At 61.3% G+C, this 17,114-nt stretch carries 10 protein-coding genes; 5 read left to right on the top strand and 5 right to left on the bottom strand.

Annotated elements, in window-relative coordinates:
• Positions 1-336: 336 nt before the first annotated feature.
• Positions 337-567, bottom strand: coding sequence for a helix-turn-helix domain-containing protein (locus tag ABZ664_RS29930; protein WP_362516901.1), 231 nt, complete (start codon positions 565-567; stop codon positions 337-339).
• Positions 568-985: 418 nt separating this feature from the next.
• On the opposite strand from ABZ664_RS29930, the gene ABZ664_RS29925 reads away from it, so the two are divergent.
• Together ABZ664_RS29925 and ABZ664_RS29920 are read left to right on the top strand one after the other, a co-directional pair.
• Complete coding sequence (locus ABZ664_RS29925) at positions 986-1,213, top strand: hypothetical protein (RefSeq protein ID WP_362516898.1); 228 nt, start codon at positions 986-988, stop codon at positions 1,211-1,213.
• Positions 1,210-5,628: a DUF3883 domain-containing protein gene (locus tag ABZ664_RS29920; RefSeq protein ID WP_362516896.1), complete on the top strand. Its 4,419-nt coding sequence runs from the start codon at positions 1,210-1,212 to the stop codon at positions 5,626-5,628. The genes ABZ664_RS29925 and ABZ664_RS29920 overlap by 4 nt, the downstream gene beginning before the upstream one ends.
• Positions 5,629-5,630: 2 nt before the next feature.
• Here ABZ664_RS29920 and ABZ664_RS29915 read toward each other — a convergent pair whose 3' ends face one another.
• The 3 genes from ABZ664_RS29915 to ABZ664_RS29905 form a co-directional block, all read right to left on the bottom strand.
• Positions 5,631-8,438: an ATP-dependent DNA helicase gene (locus ABZ664_RS29915; RefSeq protein ID WP_362516894.1), complete on the bottom strand. Its 2,808-nt coding sequence runs from the start codon at positions 8,436-8,438 to the stop codon at positions 5,631-5,633.
• Positions 8,439-8,534: 96 nt separating this feature from the next.
• Positions 8,535-9,974 carry a hypothetical protein gene (locus tag ABZ664_RS29910; protein WP_362516892.1) on the bottom strand — a complete coding sequence of 480 codons (1,440 nt, stop codon included), beginning with the start codon at positions 9,972-9,974 and terminating at the stop codon, positions 8,535-8,537.
• A gap of 66 nt (positions 9,975-10,040) precedes the next feature.
• Complete coding sequence (locus ABZ664_RS29905; protein WP_362516890.1) at positions 10,041-11,840, bottom strand: ATP-dependent helicase; 1,800 nt, start codon at positions 11,838-11,840, stop codon at positions 10,041-10,043.
• A gap of 344 nt (positions 11,841-12,184) precedes the next feature.
• Here ABZ664_RS29905 and ABZ664_RS29900 point away from each other — a divergent pair, with 344 nt between their 5' ends.
• From ABZ664_RS29900 to ABZ664_RS29890, 3 genes are all read left to right on the top strand, one after another.
• A complete protein-coding gene (locus ABZ664_RS29900) occupies positions 12,185-12,313 on the top strand; it encodes a hypothetical protein (protein WP_362516887.1) in 129 nt (42 codons plus the stop codon).
• A gap of 9 nt (positions 12,314-12,322) precedes the next feature.
• On the top strand, positions 12,323-12,682 hold the full coding sequence (locus ABZ664_RS29895) for a transposase (protein ID WP_362516885.1): 360 nt from the start codon (positions 12,323-12,325) through the stop codon (positions 12,680-12,682).
• 110 nt (positions 12,683-12,792) lie between these two features.
• Positions 12,793-15,987, top strand: coding sequence for a type ISP restriction/modification enzyme (locus ABZ664_RS29890; protein WP_362516883.1), 3,195 nt, complete (start codon positions 12,793-12,795; stop codon positions 15,985-15,987).
• Between the two features lie 423 nt (positions 15,988-16,410).
• Here ABZ664_RS29890 and drmC read toward each other — a convergent pair whose 3' ends face one another.
• Positions 16,411-17,106, bottom strand: coding sequence for a DISARM system phospholipase D-like protein DrmC (gene drmC, locus ABZ664_RS29885; RefSeq protein WP_362516880.1), 696 nt, complete (start codon positions 17,104-17,106; stop codon positions 16,411-16,413).
• Positions 17,107-17,114: the final 8 nt, after the last annotated feature.

The raw sequence follows: 17,114 nt of genomic DNA, 5'->3' as shown, positions 1-17,114 counted from the left end.
CCTGACCATCTTGCCCCCTCATGGCGCCCTGGTCAGCGAAGGTCATCGTCACTGCTTGATCGTCCTGTCTCGCCCTGCTTCACATCAAAAGGACTCATATGTCCGTGTCTCGCAGGAGTCTGACAGAGAGGGCTCGCGTCGCGACCAGACGTGCGCGGGCAGCCCGTCCCAGACGACCATGATCGACCAGCCCAGCCGCTGGTGCGCCGCACTCAGTAGAGCGGTGAAATCCCCCGGCCCGAACCCCTTCGCCTCCCCTCTGCGGCGATGATAGGTGATCCTCCGATACATCACCGCGTGCGCGTTCCCTGCTCCACTTCCAGCCGCTTCAGTTGCTCATCGCTGCCGGCATCTGCTGCTAGGCCTGTGAGAGGACAGGGCGGCCTTGCCGCCCGCCAGCCAGGCCCGACGCCACTCACACGCCGACTTGCGGGTGATGCCCAGCAACTGGGTCACCTGCGGCTCACCCATTCCTCCGGCGAACATGTCCGCAGCCCGAAACCGCAGCTCCTCACGCTGCGACCGAGCCCGGGCGGACAAGCCCCCGCTTCTGTCCGCGTATCTCATACCTCCAGGTCTACACCCACATGGACAACGCACCGGAATCGGCCCCAAGCACACCGTTACGCCGAGATTTCAACCTCAGTAAACGCGCTGCAAGCGATCGCATGCTTGCTTGATCGTCCCGCACTGAGTTGGTATCGACGTCCCTCGGCCGCAGATGCTCGAGCCGGCTGGGCATGCGGTACTTCTTGACCGACCAGCTATTCAGCTCGGGAATGACCGGCTGACGGCGGATTCGGGACTGGCATCACGCTGGAGTATGGGAACGGTTGGACCAAGTGCTGCCCGCCGACCGTATGCCACCTCCGCCAACTCGAACCCCTTGGTTGCATCGTCGCCACCCAACCTGCCGCATAACCAGAAACCCCCAAGATCAGGCGCTATGGTGAGGGAAGATCGAAAATCCTTTTAAAGGGAATCTATGACTGAGTTGAAGACTCGCCCCCTGACGGTGGTAGGCGCTGCCCTCGACGCGCTATACGTCGAGAAGCCGTCGGCCCTCTACCGGACCTCGTTCGACCCGCGGGGCAGCGACGGCGGTGACCTGTCATGGCCCAGTCATGACAGGCTCGGCCTTGCCGACTGTCTACGGACTCAGGCGCAGCCTCCGATGACCGTCCCGCTCGACGAGCAGCTACGCCTGTCGTGAATGAGCGGAAGCGCCGGGCACTTTCGAAGTCGTCCGACTATCTTGATGCGCTTGCGACGACGCTGCGAGACCTCGGTGGGGCGACGACGATCCCTCACGAGCTCACCCAGAACGCCGACGACGCTGGCAATGCCACCATCATCAGATTCACGGTGACCGACGACGCACTCACGGTTTGGAACGATGGCACCTTCACCGACTGCGGAGAAGACGGCGACAAGTGTTCATGGACAAAGCGGTGTGACCTTCATGCCTTCCGCCGGTTCGCCGGACGTACGAAGGCGGGCGACGCATCCACAACTGGAGCTTTCGGGGTTGGCTTCACCTCGGTCTACCAGATCACGGATGCTCCCGAGCTTCTGTACGGCGATGAGCACTGGATTCTTGACGAAACTGCCCAGGAGGATCAACGCCTCCGATCATGCGACGAGCAGTGCACCAGAGCGCACGGAGGGCCAGGAACAACATTCGTTCTACCATGGGCCCGCGCCGCTAGCCCACTTCGGAAGAAACTCGAAGTCCCGCCAGTAAGTGACGACACGATCGCGGAAATTGAGACAGCGCTCCTCGATGATGCTCACGCCACGGCGCTGTTCCTGCAGCACGTGACCAGCATTGAACTCGAAACCTCGCGCGGTAGGTTCTGCATCGAGCGCGAAGATGTTGAGGACGGAGTGGTCGTCCGCGATGCGGTCTCCAGCACGTGGTGGCTTACCATCCAGTCGGACTTCCAGGCGGATGCTCGCCCATTGGTGGAGCGTGCAGCTGGCCTCATCCATCGGGAGCGGCCCACGAGGGTCACCATCGCGGTGCCGCTCGGTCAGAGCATCAACTCCGGTGTGCTCTACGCCACGCTACCGACTCAGACTCCCAGCGGGCTGCCCGCCAATGTCAATGCTGCCTTCTTTCCCAGCACTGACCGGAAGGCAGTCCGCTTCGAGTCCTCCGGGTATTACTCGGAGTGGAACCGCGCAGCGATCTCTGCGGTCGCACGAGGCATAGCGGAGGAAGCAGGCAGGGTCGCTGAGCGACTTGGCTTGCCAGCGTTCTGGGAGTTCCTTGGCGGCATCACGGATCTGGGCCGCGGAGCAAGCATCGATCAACCGAACCACTCTGCGACGTATCTCAGTGCCTTGCGCCAGGTGGTCCCGGGTCTTCCCGTCGTCGATACGATCGGCGGCACACGTGCGCTGCCGAAAAACGTGCTACTTCCGGCAGAGTCAGAGCTCTACGAGTCTGGCGAGGCGCTGGCCAAAATTGGCCTGCCGATAGTTGCGCGGCACCTGCACCGACGCCTGCACACGAACAGTGTGTACACGGCGTATGGAATAAGACTGCTGACTGGCCGGGATGTCGTCGAGCAACTCCGCTCCGAAGGCATCATCGAGGCGTTCAACCTGTCAGATGGCCCGCTCGACCGCGATGAACTGATCCAGATTCTCGACGCGCTCAAGCGCCTGCCAGGAAAGGTTGCCAACGTTGATGGCATCGGAGATGTGGCGATTGTTCCTTGCCGCAATGGCATGGTCGCGCCGCCATCTCAGGTCGTGTGGCCGACAACGGAGGACGATGGCACGCTGTTCGAGGTGTTGGTCGACGATCTGCTGATTGCGGATGTGGAGACGATCGAGAGGCACTGCCCGGGGCTCCGGGAGGCATGTTCGCCCCTGGACGTCGCGTGTGCCGCACGCATCCTGCAGGGCGTAGACCCCGAAGCACTCGGCGCATTTTCTGACAACCTTCTCGAATGGCTGAACCTAAACCTGGTGGGGATCACCAACCCCACAACTCGTCAGAAGGTCGCCGAGCTTCCGATCTTTCCAACTGCCTCCGGATTTGAGCCCTTGACGAAGTTGTCACTTCCGAACGACTTCCGCGACCCGATTGAGGTCGCGAGCCTGGTGGTACACACAACAGCACGCGACTACCACAAACTTCTGAGCACGCTCGGCGCGCGGCCGCTCGACATCGTCGATTACATCCGCCTTCATGCTCTCCCTGCAGCAGAGGCGGGGAGAATCGCCATCAGCCAGGCGAGCGAACTTCTCAAGCTCATCGCCGTTCACCAGGAGGAGCTCGCCGGACTCCGGGAGAGCATTGCATCAGCCGCGCTCGTGCCCTGTACCGACGAGCAGCTACGTCCCGCACCGGCGGTACACCTGCCGTCCTGGGAGATATCGAAGCTGGCGCCCGCTCTGCCCGTCGCACTCACTGCTGGCGTAGCTACCGCTGTCTTGGACTGGCTCGGCGTGCAGAAGATACCCTCCAATCATGCCCTTGCCGCGGCGGTCCAAAGGCTTGCCCTCGCAGACGAATATTTAGACGCCTCTGTCGTCGAGGCGGTGTTGCGGACACTCCAGGCCCAGGACGACCTGCCGAAGAGCCCACCTGAGTTTCTGACCGCGCAACGATGGCTTCCACTCAAGCGCGGCGGAAGCGCGAAGCCCAGCGAAGTGCTGCCCACCAACGCACGCCAGTTGTACGGCGTTCAGGGCAACGAACTCGGGCTGGCCGCAGACCTCCAAATCCGCTACTTCGCGCAACTGATCTGGCTTGGCATGCCGTCGGTTCCGCCGGTCGCGATAGTTGTGGCTCACCTCAAACATTGCGCAACCGCCGAGAGTGAGATGAACCCGGACGTCTACCGGGTGCTGAGCAACAACGCGGATCATCAGGCCGTAAAGCAATTGCGCGGGACGCCGTGTGTCTACGTCGGTCGAGGACGTTTTGTTGTGCCAGAAACCGCGTTCTGGCAGCAGTCGCCCTTCGGTAGGTGGGGCACAACAATCCCTGAAATCTGGCTTCCGTATAAGCCATTCTTCGACGTCGTCGGCGTGAAGCACGAACCCGGACCGACCGAGATCGCGGCCGTACTGCGATCGATCCTTCATGAATACGGCACAGACCAGGTGGACCAGGATGGGGCAGAAGCCATCCATGGCTGCTGGAGCCGGCTGTCTGAACTCCTGGAGCATGCCGAGGCCAGCAGCGTCCTTTCAGCGCTGGGGCGCATGCGCTCAACCCTTGATCCCCGCGGACTCTTGGCGCGGCCGGATCAACTGTTCTTCGAGGACAGCCGAGCACTTCACAAGCGTTTCCCGCGGCTCGCTCACAACGTGATCCCGCGTGTTCATGGCATCTGGCCGGCCCTTGCCGAAGCCGGAGTGCGGCGGGTCGAGGAACTTATCAAGGCCAAGTTGGTTGACGTCGATACCCGGGTCGATGCCGAGCTCCCCAGCAGGATCGCTGGTCGTCTGAGCGCTCTCCGGCGGGTGTTTGACGACGAGCAGGTCCTCGATGAGCTGCAAGAACTCACGATCCTGCGCGCAGCCCGACTTCGGGTTTCCTACCGCGCCGAACTTTTCGGCTACCCGCATGAGATCGACCCGGAGGATGCCGACGCGATCTACCTGCCTGACGAGGACTATCTCGTGTATGCGGACGGGGCGTCGGACCGCGCACTCGCACGAGAACTTGCCCGGGCCATCGCGCCCGACGACGACCCCGGTCCACTCGCCATGCGGCTTGAGCCCATCCTGAGTGCGACCTCGCCTCAAGAGGCACACCGCGCACTCGATGACTTCGGTATCGCGAAACTCGACACGACCGAGCATGAAGCCTCATGGAGCCCCACGGCAGACGTAGGTGACGACGCCATCGGAGCCGAAGACTTCGTGGACGATGCGCTGACGGATGCTGACGCCAAGGACAATGTAGGTGGAAGCAGCTACGGCGAAGCCGTGGAGTCAGAAGGAGACGAGGCTCCCGATGAGAAGGAGAACCGCCGCGGCACGGGCATGGGCGGCGGTGGTAGCGGTGGCGGCGGCAGGGGAACGGGCGAGCGAAGGCGCAAGGGAGGCGGATCGGATACCCGAACCGGGCGACAGACTCGCCTGCGCTCCTACGTCGTGGAGACCGACGAGGATGAGGGCGATCGCGGAGCCGTTGGCGACGAGGCTCCAGACCTGTCACCGATCGACATGGCCGGCGTCGCGCGCGTACTGGAGTACGAGCGCAACTGCGGCCGCGGTCCCCATGAGATGGCGCACAGCAACGCAGGTTTCGATGTCGAGTCGTACGACAAGCGCGGCGACCTCGTGAGACGGATCGAGATCAAGTCGACGGGCGGCCAGTGGTCCATCGCTGGCGTCATGCTGTCGCGCCGCCAGCATCAGCAGGCGGTCAAGGATGGAGACCTGTTCTGGCTCTACGTCGTAGAGAACGCGCAGGGCGATGATTTCAAGATTTACCGCATCCAGAACCCTGCGAGCCGGATCGACTACTTCGGATTCGACGGTGGATGGAAGGACGTGGCGGAGCCGGACATCGAGCGCAACGAGTCAGGAACCCCGAGCGCCCGCTCGACGAGAGGGCTGCTTGGTCAATCGCTGGGATACTCACCGACTGCCAATTAACGTCAACGTCCCGTCGCCGCGCGTCGGTCTCGCTTCGCCTTCATTGGCACGTCTCGGCAGAGTTCGGCCAGGTCGCACTTGCCGCACTGCTCGCTCCAGATGGACAACCGAGGGAGGTTGTTGTCGCGCAGTGAGTCTCCGGCTTCCTTGATCCGTGCACGCACACCGATGAGCAGCGGATCCTCGACTTCTTCGCGGATCGTCTTTCCCTCTTCATCGAGATTCAATACCTCAATGAGATCCGCGCGCTCACCCGTCAGCTCCTCATAGCCCACCACGTAGACGTGCAGCTGATCCCGGGTCACGTCCTCGTCCTGAGCTCGAGCCGTCGACTTGAAGTCGACGATCGCGAGCTCGTTGGTGTCGAGTCTGCGTACGAGGTCGATGCGGCCATCGACGATGATCCCCGGCGCCACGTGCACCTGGACCTGCTTCTCACTGTGCACTGTCTGCGTGAGGTCAGTCTCATGGTCCCTGAGGTAGCGCTGGACTGCCACGACGGCCGCGCGATGGAGGGTTGCCTTGAGCTCGGGGTAGGCATACGGAGTGTGTAGATGCCGGATGACAAGGCCCTCAGCCTCGGCAGGGGAAGCCAGATCGCCGTTGATCGCCCGCTTGTGGATCTCGGCGAGCGCGTCGTGGAGGCCCTTCCCGTAGCCGAGTGCCTCGTGGAGGGGCGGGTTGAACCCATAGAGGAATCGAAGCTTGAACTGGTAGGGGCACTCGAAGAGGTATTTCAGTTCCGAGAACGACAGCGTGACGTTGGGAGTTTCGTGCCGAGCCTGCGGTTCAAGCCGTAGCGCATCTGCTCGGATGCCCTGGTCTCGGGTCGAGAACCACTGCTGGGCCGCGCAGTGGTCGAAGAAGACCGACCGCTTTCTGTAGAGCTGGTTCGGCCCCGGCGAGAAGGAGACATACAAGTATTTCTGAGCACGCGTCACCGCTACATAGAACAGTCGCGTCTCGTCATCGAGCGTGCCCTTGTATCGGTCGGCGTCCCCCACGGCGGTCTCGGGGATGAGGTGGAACAACCCAAGTCCCCCTTGTCGCTTGGCCGGGAAGCGGTTCGCACGAAGACAAGGCAGGAAGATGGCCGGCCACTGCATGCCCTTTGCCTGGTGGACTGTGGTCAGCGTGACGGCGTCTGGCGTCGCGTAACCTACGTCTGCGTCCGACTCCGCGTAGTACCCGGGCGCCTGATGCTCAAGCCAAGCGGCGAACGCCTCGTACTTCTGCTTGGGGTCGATGTTGAAGTAGATCTGCTCGAAATCCGAGATCGCCTGGCTGAACTTGCCCAGTTGGTAGAAGACCAGTTCGCGTCGAACAGGCTCTCCTGGAAGTGTCTCCTCCCGCAGACTCAGGGCTTCCATGAACTCGAGGTAGAGACGCTGAATGTTGTACACGCCCCAACGCTCGCCGCGGTTGAAGTCACGCCCTTCGTCCAGCAGCGCCATTGCGCCGGCCCAGTCTGCGGTTGACGGAAGAAGCTTTGCGTCCGCCCAGAGATCGCGAAGGTTCGAAGCAGTCATCAGCCCAGCCATGTAGCGGAAGATGCCGACAACTGCCTGGATTTCGGGGCTGTCGAAGAGCCGATTCAGACCCTTCACCACATAGGGGATGTCACGCTGGCGCATCTCCTCCACGAGAGCACCAGCGTCATTCGCGACCGAGCGATAGAGGACCGCGAAATCCGACCACGAAAGTCCCCGTACTTCCCCGTCCGAGGTGTCCTGGAAAGCGAGACCCCTCATGGCCTTAATACGGTCGCAGATCCATGCAGCCTCGTCGTTCTCGTCGGTAAACTCGCGCGCGATCATGTCGCCCCGCTGCCACCGTTGATGCCCAGCCCGGACCATCGCCTTGGGAAGTCGCTTCGCGTCCGGAATTCGCTCGGCGACGGACCGGCCGACTTCGACGATGCCTTCACTGGACCGGAAGTTCTCGGCCAGCGTGACCTGGCGGACGCCCTCGTACCTATCCTTGAAGGTAACGATGTTGGAGACTTCGCTCCCCCGCCACTGGTAGATCGTTTGATCGTCATCACCCACCACGCAGAGGGTGGCGCCGAACTGGGTCAGGCCGCGGACCAGCCGTTCCTGAAGCGGATTCACGTCCTGGTACTCGTCGACCACCACGTATCGGATGTCGTCCCGAATGTGCTGCTGAACGACGCTGGCGCTCTCGTCTTCGTCGACGTCACCCTCAAGGAACTGGACCGCCAAGTGGATCATCTCGGTGAAGTCGAAGTAGGCATGCCCATAGAGGAGTTTCATATAGTCCTCGAAGGATGCCACCACACCGACTGGGACAAGGTCCCAGTCGACAGTGTCTTCCCGTAGAACACTCGTAGCCTGCAGGAAGAGCCGCGAGTGCAAGAACCGCCGCAGGTACGGCGTGCCGCTGGAGAGCGTCGGACAGACCGTTAGGCCCGACTTGCGGCTGTTGCGGTCGACGAACATCCGGGAAGTGATCTCGGTGAGGACCGAGAACTTGAAGGTCTCGGGGACCAGTCGCTGAAGGAGGTCCAGCGCATACCCGTGCATCGTGCCGACGTACATCTCGGCAAGACCGAACGTCTCGAGGCCTTCCTTCTCGAGGATCGAGAGGATGCGTTCCTTCAACTCGGCTGCGGCCTTCTCCGTGAACGTGAAAGCGATAAGGTTCCGGGGCTCTATGCCCGGTTGGGCAAGGATGGCAGCGATCCGCTGTGAGATGACTTGTGTCTTGCCCGAGCCTGCACAAGCGATGATCTGCAGCGGCTCGTCTAGGCAGGTAATGGCTTCGGCTTGGGCCTCGGTGTAATTAGGCAAGCGACTCACCCGGGGTTGTGAACTCATGGAGGGCGGTGGCCAATCCCAACGGCCCCCGGCAATTGTCTGATTCGGCGGTCATCATGCATGGCAGGATTAGAGCGCTTCGAAGCGTCCCTGCTCTGGCATCAAGTAGCCCGCTGTCTGGAGGATTTTCGCCAGATGGATGTTCTCCCCACCCGGGTACAGATCGTCGGCGTGGATGGGAGGAAGCAACGCACGCAATGCCCGAGTAGCGCGTAGGGCGAGGTCGGAGGCGACTTCGCCATCGAGTTCGATGACCAGGGTGCCGTATAGGAGAACATTCCACTGCTCCCATTCATCCGCTTCACTCTCGCCGAGGATGTCGACGTTGACCCGTCCGCGTCGGGCCAGCAGGAGGAGTTCGCACATGTCGGGCAGGTACTTGAGAGCATAGGAATAGCGAGCATCGAGGTTGGAAGAGCCGAGACCCGGTGCTGTGATCCGGAGGTCGAGCAGATCAGGGACACTGGCGTCGACCGATAGGTTTGCGCCTCGCTGGACCAGCAGAGCCGCAGCGGCGTCCCTCTGTTGTCCATCCTTCGTGGCAAGGCTCCACCAAGGCAGCGGTCCCCACACCCCGCGTGCCGTGTTGTTCTCGCTGAAGCCTGAGAAGGGGGGATCCGCCCAGCCGAGGTACGCCTTCAGGCAGCCGTCTTGGAACTGTTCGTCGGCGGTGCGTTCGCGGATCAGATCACACTCGAAGGCGCTGAGTCCCTTCAGCGTGTCGGCGGTCGATTCCAGATGATCGCGGACGAACGAGAGAGCGCGAGAGACTGCGCCTGCTAGAGCGGAGTCCAAAGACGTTCCGGCCAGGGTGTTGCTCAGGAGTCGCTCGGCTGCTCGACTCCGTACGAGATCGTCTCCTATCTCGAACAGATGCTGGATAGCGTTGGGATCCCAGTACAGCCGGTCGAACCACAAGTTCGCAGCATGCACCACCGTCTGGTGAGTCAATGAGCCGGCGGCGAGGTTCCGGGCGCGGATATCCGGCTCGGCCTTCAGACGGTTGAGGAGGTTCTGGTAGTCCTTCAGAGGATCGGCGGGCAGAGAGCTCAGGCCCTGAAGCACCCGCACGTCCTTCACACCCCAGAATTGAGTGAGCTCCTGCTGGATCTGCCCAGGAGTTAAGCTCCGACTCCGTTCCGCTGCCCAGTGCTCCAGGAGATGGAGATAGACGTCATCCGGGGGCAGTGGCAGTAGCGCGCCGTTCACCGGCGAAAACCGGCCTCTGAATCGGGTCTGCCGCCGCACGGCTTTGATCAGCTTGTCAAGGTCTTGCTGTTCCGGATAGGGAGTGGTGAACAGGTGACTCTCGATCAGCAGGGCGCCGATCTCAGATGCCCGGTACCCCCTTCCGTCGAGCATGGCAACTCTCGCACAGAGCAATGACCAGGCCAGCTCTGGTTCGCCCAGATCTGGTCGAACGCTGGGGACCTCAGACCGGAGTAGAAGGTCGCTAATAAAGGCTGCGAACCACTCTCTGCGGAGTTTGTCCAGATTCAGATCAGTCACCCGTCCTCCTTCGTACGGCATACGGATCACCTCGGGTACATGAGCCCATGATGCTCGCAAGATGTCTCACATGGTTGAGAGGATCTCCGCGACGAACCTGGAGACGCCCGTCTCCATCCTGCGGCCGTTTCGACTGATCCAGTGATCACCGTACACAAGGACTACTGCATAACGGGCGCGAGTCAATCCGACGTAGAACATCCGTCTTTGCGACGCGAGTTCTGAGGAAGAGGGTTCATTAAACGGACTGCAGCGGGGTATCAGGCTGTCCACGAGTCCGGGAAGGATGACGACGTCCCACTCCCGAGCCTTCGACCCGTGATAGGTCGCCAACGTTACCTTGCCGACGCGGACAAACCCGGCGGCATCATTCACCGTCATGCCCTGCACAGTCCCCGCGGCGTGGAAGGCCTGCAGTGCCTGCTTGTCGCGCTGAGCCAAGCTCTTCGCAGCAACAAGTTCGAGATCGAGCGCCTTCGATAGGCGGGACACCCATCCTGCGAGCGGCTCGTCAGTGTTGACCCGGTTGACCACGGCCACAAGGTCCCGGCTCACGGCATAGTGCGCTGTCTCGGTCAGTCCGCCCGCGACTCGAAGACGGTTGTATTCGTATATGAGTTCGTTGATGGTCCTCGGCGGGGCCGCATCATAGTCACTGGGTTGTGGACCGAAGACAGCGCGAGCCGCGCAGTCCCTGATGAAATCGGCGAGATTTCCTTCGGGGAGACGCCCGTCCTTGTCGTGGATGTAGTCCACGGCGTTCATATGGAACTCTTCCAGCAAGGCGTCCAGAATCGGGCCCTTGCTTGGATAGAGCACCGCGATGCGGTGGGCGGGGATGCCCCCCGCCGTCAGTTCACGGATCTTCCTCACCGCGGCGTGAGCATGGTGGGGAATGTCGCCTTCAACGTAGATGTGTTCGATGAGGCCAGGATCATTCCGGTTTGGGTCAGCGTGATGTGCCCGCTTCTCGTCGAGCGTGACATGGCTGGCCGCGATGATGGCCTGGCCGCAGCGGTAATTGGTACTAAGAGTGCCCGCGTGAAAATCGGGCCGGGCTGCTAGCTCACGCAGGTAGCGAGGGTCTGCACCAAGGAAGCTCATGATTGTCTGATCGGGATCGCCGAAGGCCGCGATCTTGACGCCCGCCTTGTCATGCATGTGAAGCACGAGTTGATGCAGGACAGGACCCAGGTCCTGGTACTCATCCACTATCAGCCAGGGGTATCGAACAGCCACTAAATGGGATACCCGAGGACTCAACTGAAGGATCTGCAGGGACTTGGCGACCATCGAGTCGAAGTCGAACCAGCCTCGCTCCAACAGCTTTTCGTCGAACCGGCGTGCCACCTTCACCATCGCGTTGTTCTCATCCACCGCTTCGCCTGCGGCAATGGTTCTCCGAATACGAGTGAAGATCGTCTTATCTGTAGTCGATAGATGGAGATCGTCAAGGCAACTCTGAAGAATGTTGTTCCACTCAGTGGTCCCGCTCTCGATCACCGAGTCCGGTCCAATGCTCGGAACCCCGAGCATTGGACCGTACGGGCGCAGGATGGCGTTCAAGCACCAGCCATGTACTGTCGCCGAGTTCAGTCTCCGGCCGGACTGAACTCCGAGGACGGCCAATCGATCGGTCATCTCACGGGCAGCGGGACGTGTGAAGGTGATGGCCGCGACGCCCTGCCATCTGGGCACGTGGGCTTCCAGCAGGTAGCCCACCTTGGCCACGAGCGTCCGCGTCTTGCCGGATCCTGGGCCGGCCTGCACAGCAAGGTTGCCGACATGCAGTGCCACATCACGCTGTTCGTCGTTCAGGCGGTCAAGCTCGGCGGCGAGTGCAGGGCTGAGAGTGTTCGCGGTCACGCCATGGCCTGTTCGGTATCGTTTGCCGCAACAGGAACGGGCAAGTCGAGGCCTCCTCCACGGACATGCCAGGAGATGCGGTCCAGTGCCGCGAGGAGGTAGCCATACGATCCCATAGTCAACAAATGTGCAGCCGTTCGATCAGGGGTAAGCACCTCACCCTCCTGAAGAACCAGCGGACATGCAGCGACTACATTGAGAATCTGGGCTGTCGAATCTTCGACGTGTTCCGCCAGTCGCTGCGCGAATCGGCCCTTACTGACGTGTTTGATCCGGCGAAGGAGCTCTTCGTAGCAGATGCTGGCAGCGGCGGCTTGACGACATAGGAGCATCAAGGAGACCTGGTGAGCGTGCACCCGTTCATCGAGGCGGAAAAGCAGAGCGGCCACCACGTCAAACGGGCGTATGAGCTGCTACAGGTCTCCCGAGCCGCCTTCTACGCTCGCCGCACCGCCACCCCCGGCCCGCGTTAGGTCCGCGATGTGACGTTGATCGAGCGGATCACCGAGGTTCATCAGCGCTCGCGCGGCACGTATGGAGCTCCGCGCATCCACGCCGTCCTGCGCAGTGAGGGTGGAATGGTCCCGGTTCCGGCGCCTTCACTAGACCAGAGCGCTACTCAGCCACTATCGCAACCGTGGCCCCGCCGTTCCAACGAATCTACGAATGTAGTACCGGCGTATCGCCCGCCGACGCGGTACCAAACGCGCCATCGTCGCCGTCGGCCGCTCCCTGCTGGCCATCATCTGGCACTTGCGGTCCATGGGAAGTTGCTCATTGCTGCGGCCGTCAAACTTGACTGGCACCGATATGGACCAAGATCCATATTTGTCGTAGCATAGCGCTTTTCAAGCACCTTGATTTCTTTCCGTGACGGAGGTAGACCGGCGTGCCCTCTGGCGGCGACTACGAGCAGGCTGTACGTGACGCAGTGTCAACGTTTGGTCGTGAGGTGAAGCCGAAGCTCAAAGGCGCCGGGTGGCCCGAGGACCAATTACGCGGCCCACTGGAGAACCTCGCGCGAGCAGTCGGCCAGGCCCTTGGCCTGAAGGTCACGTTGACCGGCGAAGTCCCTCTCGTCGATCTCGATGCTCGGCCCGACTTCGCCGTCGATGTAGCCGGTGCCCTGACTGGTTATATAGAGCTGAAGAAGCCGGGACTAGGAGCCGACCCGACGTCCTTCACTGGACGTAACGCTACTCAATGGCAGAAACTCGCCCTCTTGCCTAACGTGTTGTATACCGACGGTAATGAATGGGGTCTCTACCGCAACGGGCAGCGTGTGGGAGATCTTGTCCACATGGCTGGCTCAGTGCGATCCGCCGGAGACCGCCTGGCGCCTGCAGGCAGCGATCTTGCTAGCCTTTTGCACGAGTTCCTCACTTGGGAGCCCCAGCCGCCACGCACCATTGGTCAGCTCGTTAAGGCCGTTGCGGGTCTGTGTCGACTCCTGCGTCAAGAGGTCGCACGCGCGATCAGCTTGGAGAAGTTGGGTAAACGCCCGAAGGAATTCACGGTTCTCGCCGAAGACTGGCGACGTCTCCTTTTCCCCGAGAAAACCGACGAACAGTTCGCTGACCAATACGCTCAGACCGTCGTCTTCGCCATGCTCCTAGCTCGTGTCGAAGGTATCGGCTTCGAAGGCGACGACATGCATGGAATTGCTACCAAGCTCGGCAAGAAGCACTCCCTCATGGGCCGGGCACTAGACATCCTGACCGACAACCCTGTCGAAGAGCTATCAACCACCCTCCACACTCTCTTGCGTGTCATCGGCCCAGTGGACTGGTCACTTCTCGACGACGGGTCTGGGGACGCCTACCTGCGTCTGTACGAAGACTTTCTCCAAGTCTATGACCACGAGCTACGTGAGAAAACCGGCTCCTACTACACGCCGAACGGTGTGGTCGATGCCATGGTTAGGCTCACGGACGAAGTACTGAAAAAACATATCGGCGTCACAGGCGGTTTCGCATCACCCGAGGTCGTGGTCGTCGATCCGGCGATGGGAACTGGAACGTTCCTCCTCAACGTGCTCGAGCGCGTGGCTCAAATGATCGAAACAGATGAAGGCCCCGGATCAGTCGGGCCTCGCCTACGCCAAATGGTCAGTACTCGACTGGTCGGATTCGAGATGCAGACAGGCCCCTACGCCGTTGCGGAACTACGCATGCATGCCACGCTCAAGGAGCACAAGTCCCCCACCCCCGCCGATGGCTTGCGCATGTACGTCACTGACACCCTGGAAAACCCCCGTGACGACTTCGACTGGCTCCCGTCCCTGTACCAACCGATTGCTAAATCCCGGCGCCAGGCCAACAACGTTAAACGCAACGAACGAGTCATGGTCGTCATCGGCAACCCTCCACATGACGCTGTCTCCCGTGGCGCCGGCAAGTGGGTGGAGAAGGGGGATTCCAAGTCCGGAGAGGTGGCGCCAATGGAGGCCTTCCGCTCACCAGGAAACGGCAAGTACGAGTCGAAGATGTCGAACCTCTACGTTTACTTCTGGCGTTGGGCGACTATGAAAGTGTTCGATCTCCATGACGATGCACCTTTCGGCGTGGTCGCCTTCATCACCCCGAAGGCATGGTTGAAAGGACGCGGATTCGCCGGCATGCGCCGCTACCTGCGTGAAACCGCCGATGCAGGCTGGGTGATCGACGTCTCCCCTGAAGGACAGCGACCTGGGGTCAATACCCGCCTGTTCCCGGGGGTTGCCCAAGAGCTGTGCATCGCCATCTTTGTCCGTACTCGCAAAAGCAGGCGCGAACCCGCCATCGTCCACCACCTTAAAATCGAAGGCCATCGCAACCACAAGTTGGCTAGACTTTCGGCGCTGAAACTCGCTGATAAGCACTGGCGTCGCTGCGTCACCAACTGGGAAGCCCCCTTTCTTCCACCCGGTAGCGATGTATGGGAGTCCAGTTTTCGGTTTGAGGACCTGATGCCCTGGTCGTCACGTGGAGTGACGCCTGGCAGAAAATGGGTCTATGCTCCTGACAAGGCGACGTTGTCCAAGCGCTGGCAACTCTTTCTTACTGCCGACACTGAAGGACGCCGCGCAATGCTCGGAGAAGCCAGAGACCGGACGGTGGACAGCGTCGTCGACACGTTGCCGGGTATTCCTTCTCACGGTAAGACGACGCTTGCCGAAGAATGGCGCTCTCACCCTGAGCCGGTGAGAGTAGGATACCGCTCCTTTGACCGCCAATGGATTATCCCTGACAACCGTCTGATGGCGGTTGGTCGTTCTGATCTGTGGAGGGTTCGTGGCCCTCGCCAGATCTACGCCGTTGAGCAGAATGCCCATGCCGTCACGGGCGGCCCTGGCCTGGTCTTTACGGCGCTCATTCCCGACATGGACTACTACAATCTCCGCAGTGGATGTACGCGCCCCCTCTACCGTGATGCGGAGGCCACTACGCCAAACATAACTCCTGGCCTGCTTGGCTACTTATCGCAGATGCTCCAGCTCCCGGTGCAATCCGAGGATTTGCTGGCTTACATCGCTGCTGTCGCGGCTCACCCCGCCTACAGCGAGCGCTTCCGGGACGATTTGGAGATCCCCGGAGCGCGTATCCCCTTGACGGCCGAACCGGCGTTATGGAACCGCGCCGTTGAACTGGGCAGGCGCATCGTATGGCTGCACACCTATGGGGAACGGTACGTTGACCCGACCGTCGGTCGGCCAGCCGGCTGTCCGCGACTGCCTGTGGAAGACCGACCCTGGTGCTACGAGGAAATCCCAGACACCACAGTAGGCATGCCAAACGAGAAACTTCGGTACGACCCAGAGTCGGGAGATCTGTGGATCGGCGCGGGCAAGGTAGGCCCCGTACCCCCAGAAGTGCGGTACTACGAGGTGTCCGGCATGAACGTCTTGGACAAGTGGTACGGCTACCGCAAGAAAGAGCCCGCAGGTAGGACACGCCTGCCACTCGACTACGAGGTCTCTCCCCGTTGGGCACCGGAATGGACAACCGAATTGCTTGAGCTTCTCAATGTCCTGGGACTTCTGGTTCGCGAAGAACCCGCACAGCGAGACTTGCTTACCGCCATCTGCGATGGACCGCTTATTACGCCCGCTAACCTGACAGAGCGGGGTGTACTTCCCGTGCCACCTGGTGTTGCAGGAGTGCTATAGCGAGCCGAGGATTAGGGGGCACTATTCTTTCCTCCTGAGCTCACAGGGAGTACAATCGCATCCCGACGGGTGTGCTCCGTGACCTGTGGCCATCCCCGCGCAGCCTGGGCTGGTCCATCGTCGAGAACCAGCCCGACGTGTTTTCGCTGAATTCGCGCAAAGGGATGGTCTTAGTTAACCAATGCTCCGGCGCAGTGTCCTCCACGTGGTGAGTTATATCTTGCGCGATGGCATAAAAGGTGCCCTTGGGGTGAGCGGCGTAGCGGCCGGTGAGAGTTGCAAGCTTACCTTCCTATAATAGCGGAAGGTGATCCTTAATGTGCCCTTTGGGTCGAGGCCTTAGCGCCGATCATTACAAATGCAACATTTCTCATGTAGCCGCGGTGAGTCATTCGCCTTAATCTTGACTGCGAGACGTAGTAATTACGGTAAGGGAATCCGTTCGAAGGCGAACTCCTCCGCTCGGAGCAGTTCGCGTTCCACGCTTTCGGCGAGGTTCCGGTTGTCGATGAGGACGCCGAACTCGATGTTGGAGTATTCGGCGCTCCAAGAGAAGTTAGCGCTGGTCGTGAGCAGGAACCGATGGTCGACGATGATGAATTTGGCGTGGTTGCGTATATAGCCGCCGTCGAACTCCTTGCTCCTGAACACGAGCCCAGGCCGCAGGTGGGCAGCAACCTGGGCTGTTGTCGGCCCCCGGCGGGGCCACTGGTCGGCTGCCTGGGTATCGAGATAGACCAGCAGGCTGATCTCGGGCCGCTGAGCCGCCCGGTGGAGTGCTTCCCACAGTCCGGAAGAGCGCTGGAAGTTGAAGGTCGAACAGGTAACGGACTGCCGGGCGCCATCCACCAAGTGGGTGGCCGAGCTGGTGAGCGGTCCCGACTGGGCCAAGTGACCAGGCATAGTCCACACCGGGGCGACGCTGGTGGCTGCTGACCGGGCGCCCTCGATGGCCCGTAGCGCAGCTACCGCCGAATCCGGACCGATCCGCTGCAGAAGAGCCCGGATCTCAGCGCGGTGGGCCTGTGGGAGCACACGGAGTGCGGCGGTCATGGTGTCGCCATCGTTCAGCCGGTCGGCGATGCCCTTGGCCTCGGTGGCGGTGAGCTTCTGTCCCAAGTTCCGCG

The sequence above is a fragment of the Streptosporangium sp. NPDC006930 genome, from assembly GCF_040635605.1.
Taxonomy (GTDB): domain Bacteria; phylum Actinomycetota; class Actinomycetes; order Streptosporangiales; family Streptosporangiaceae; genus Streptosporangium.
This window is presented reverse-complemented; position numbering and strand designations above follow the sequence as displayed.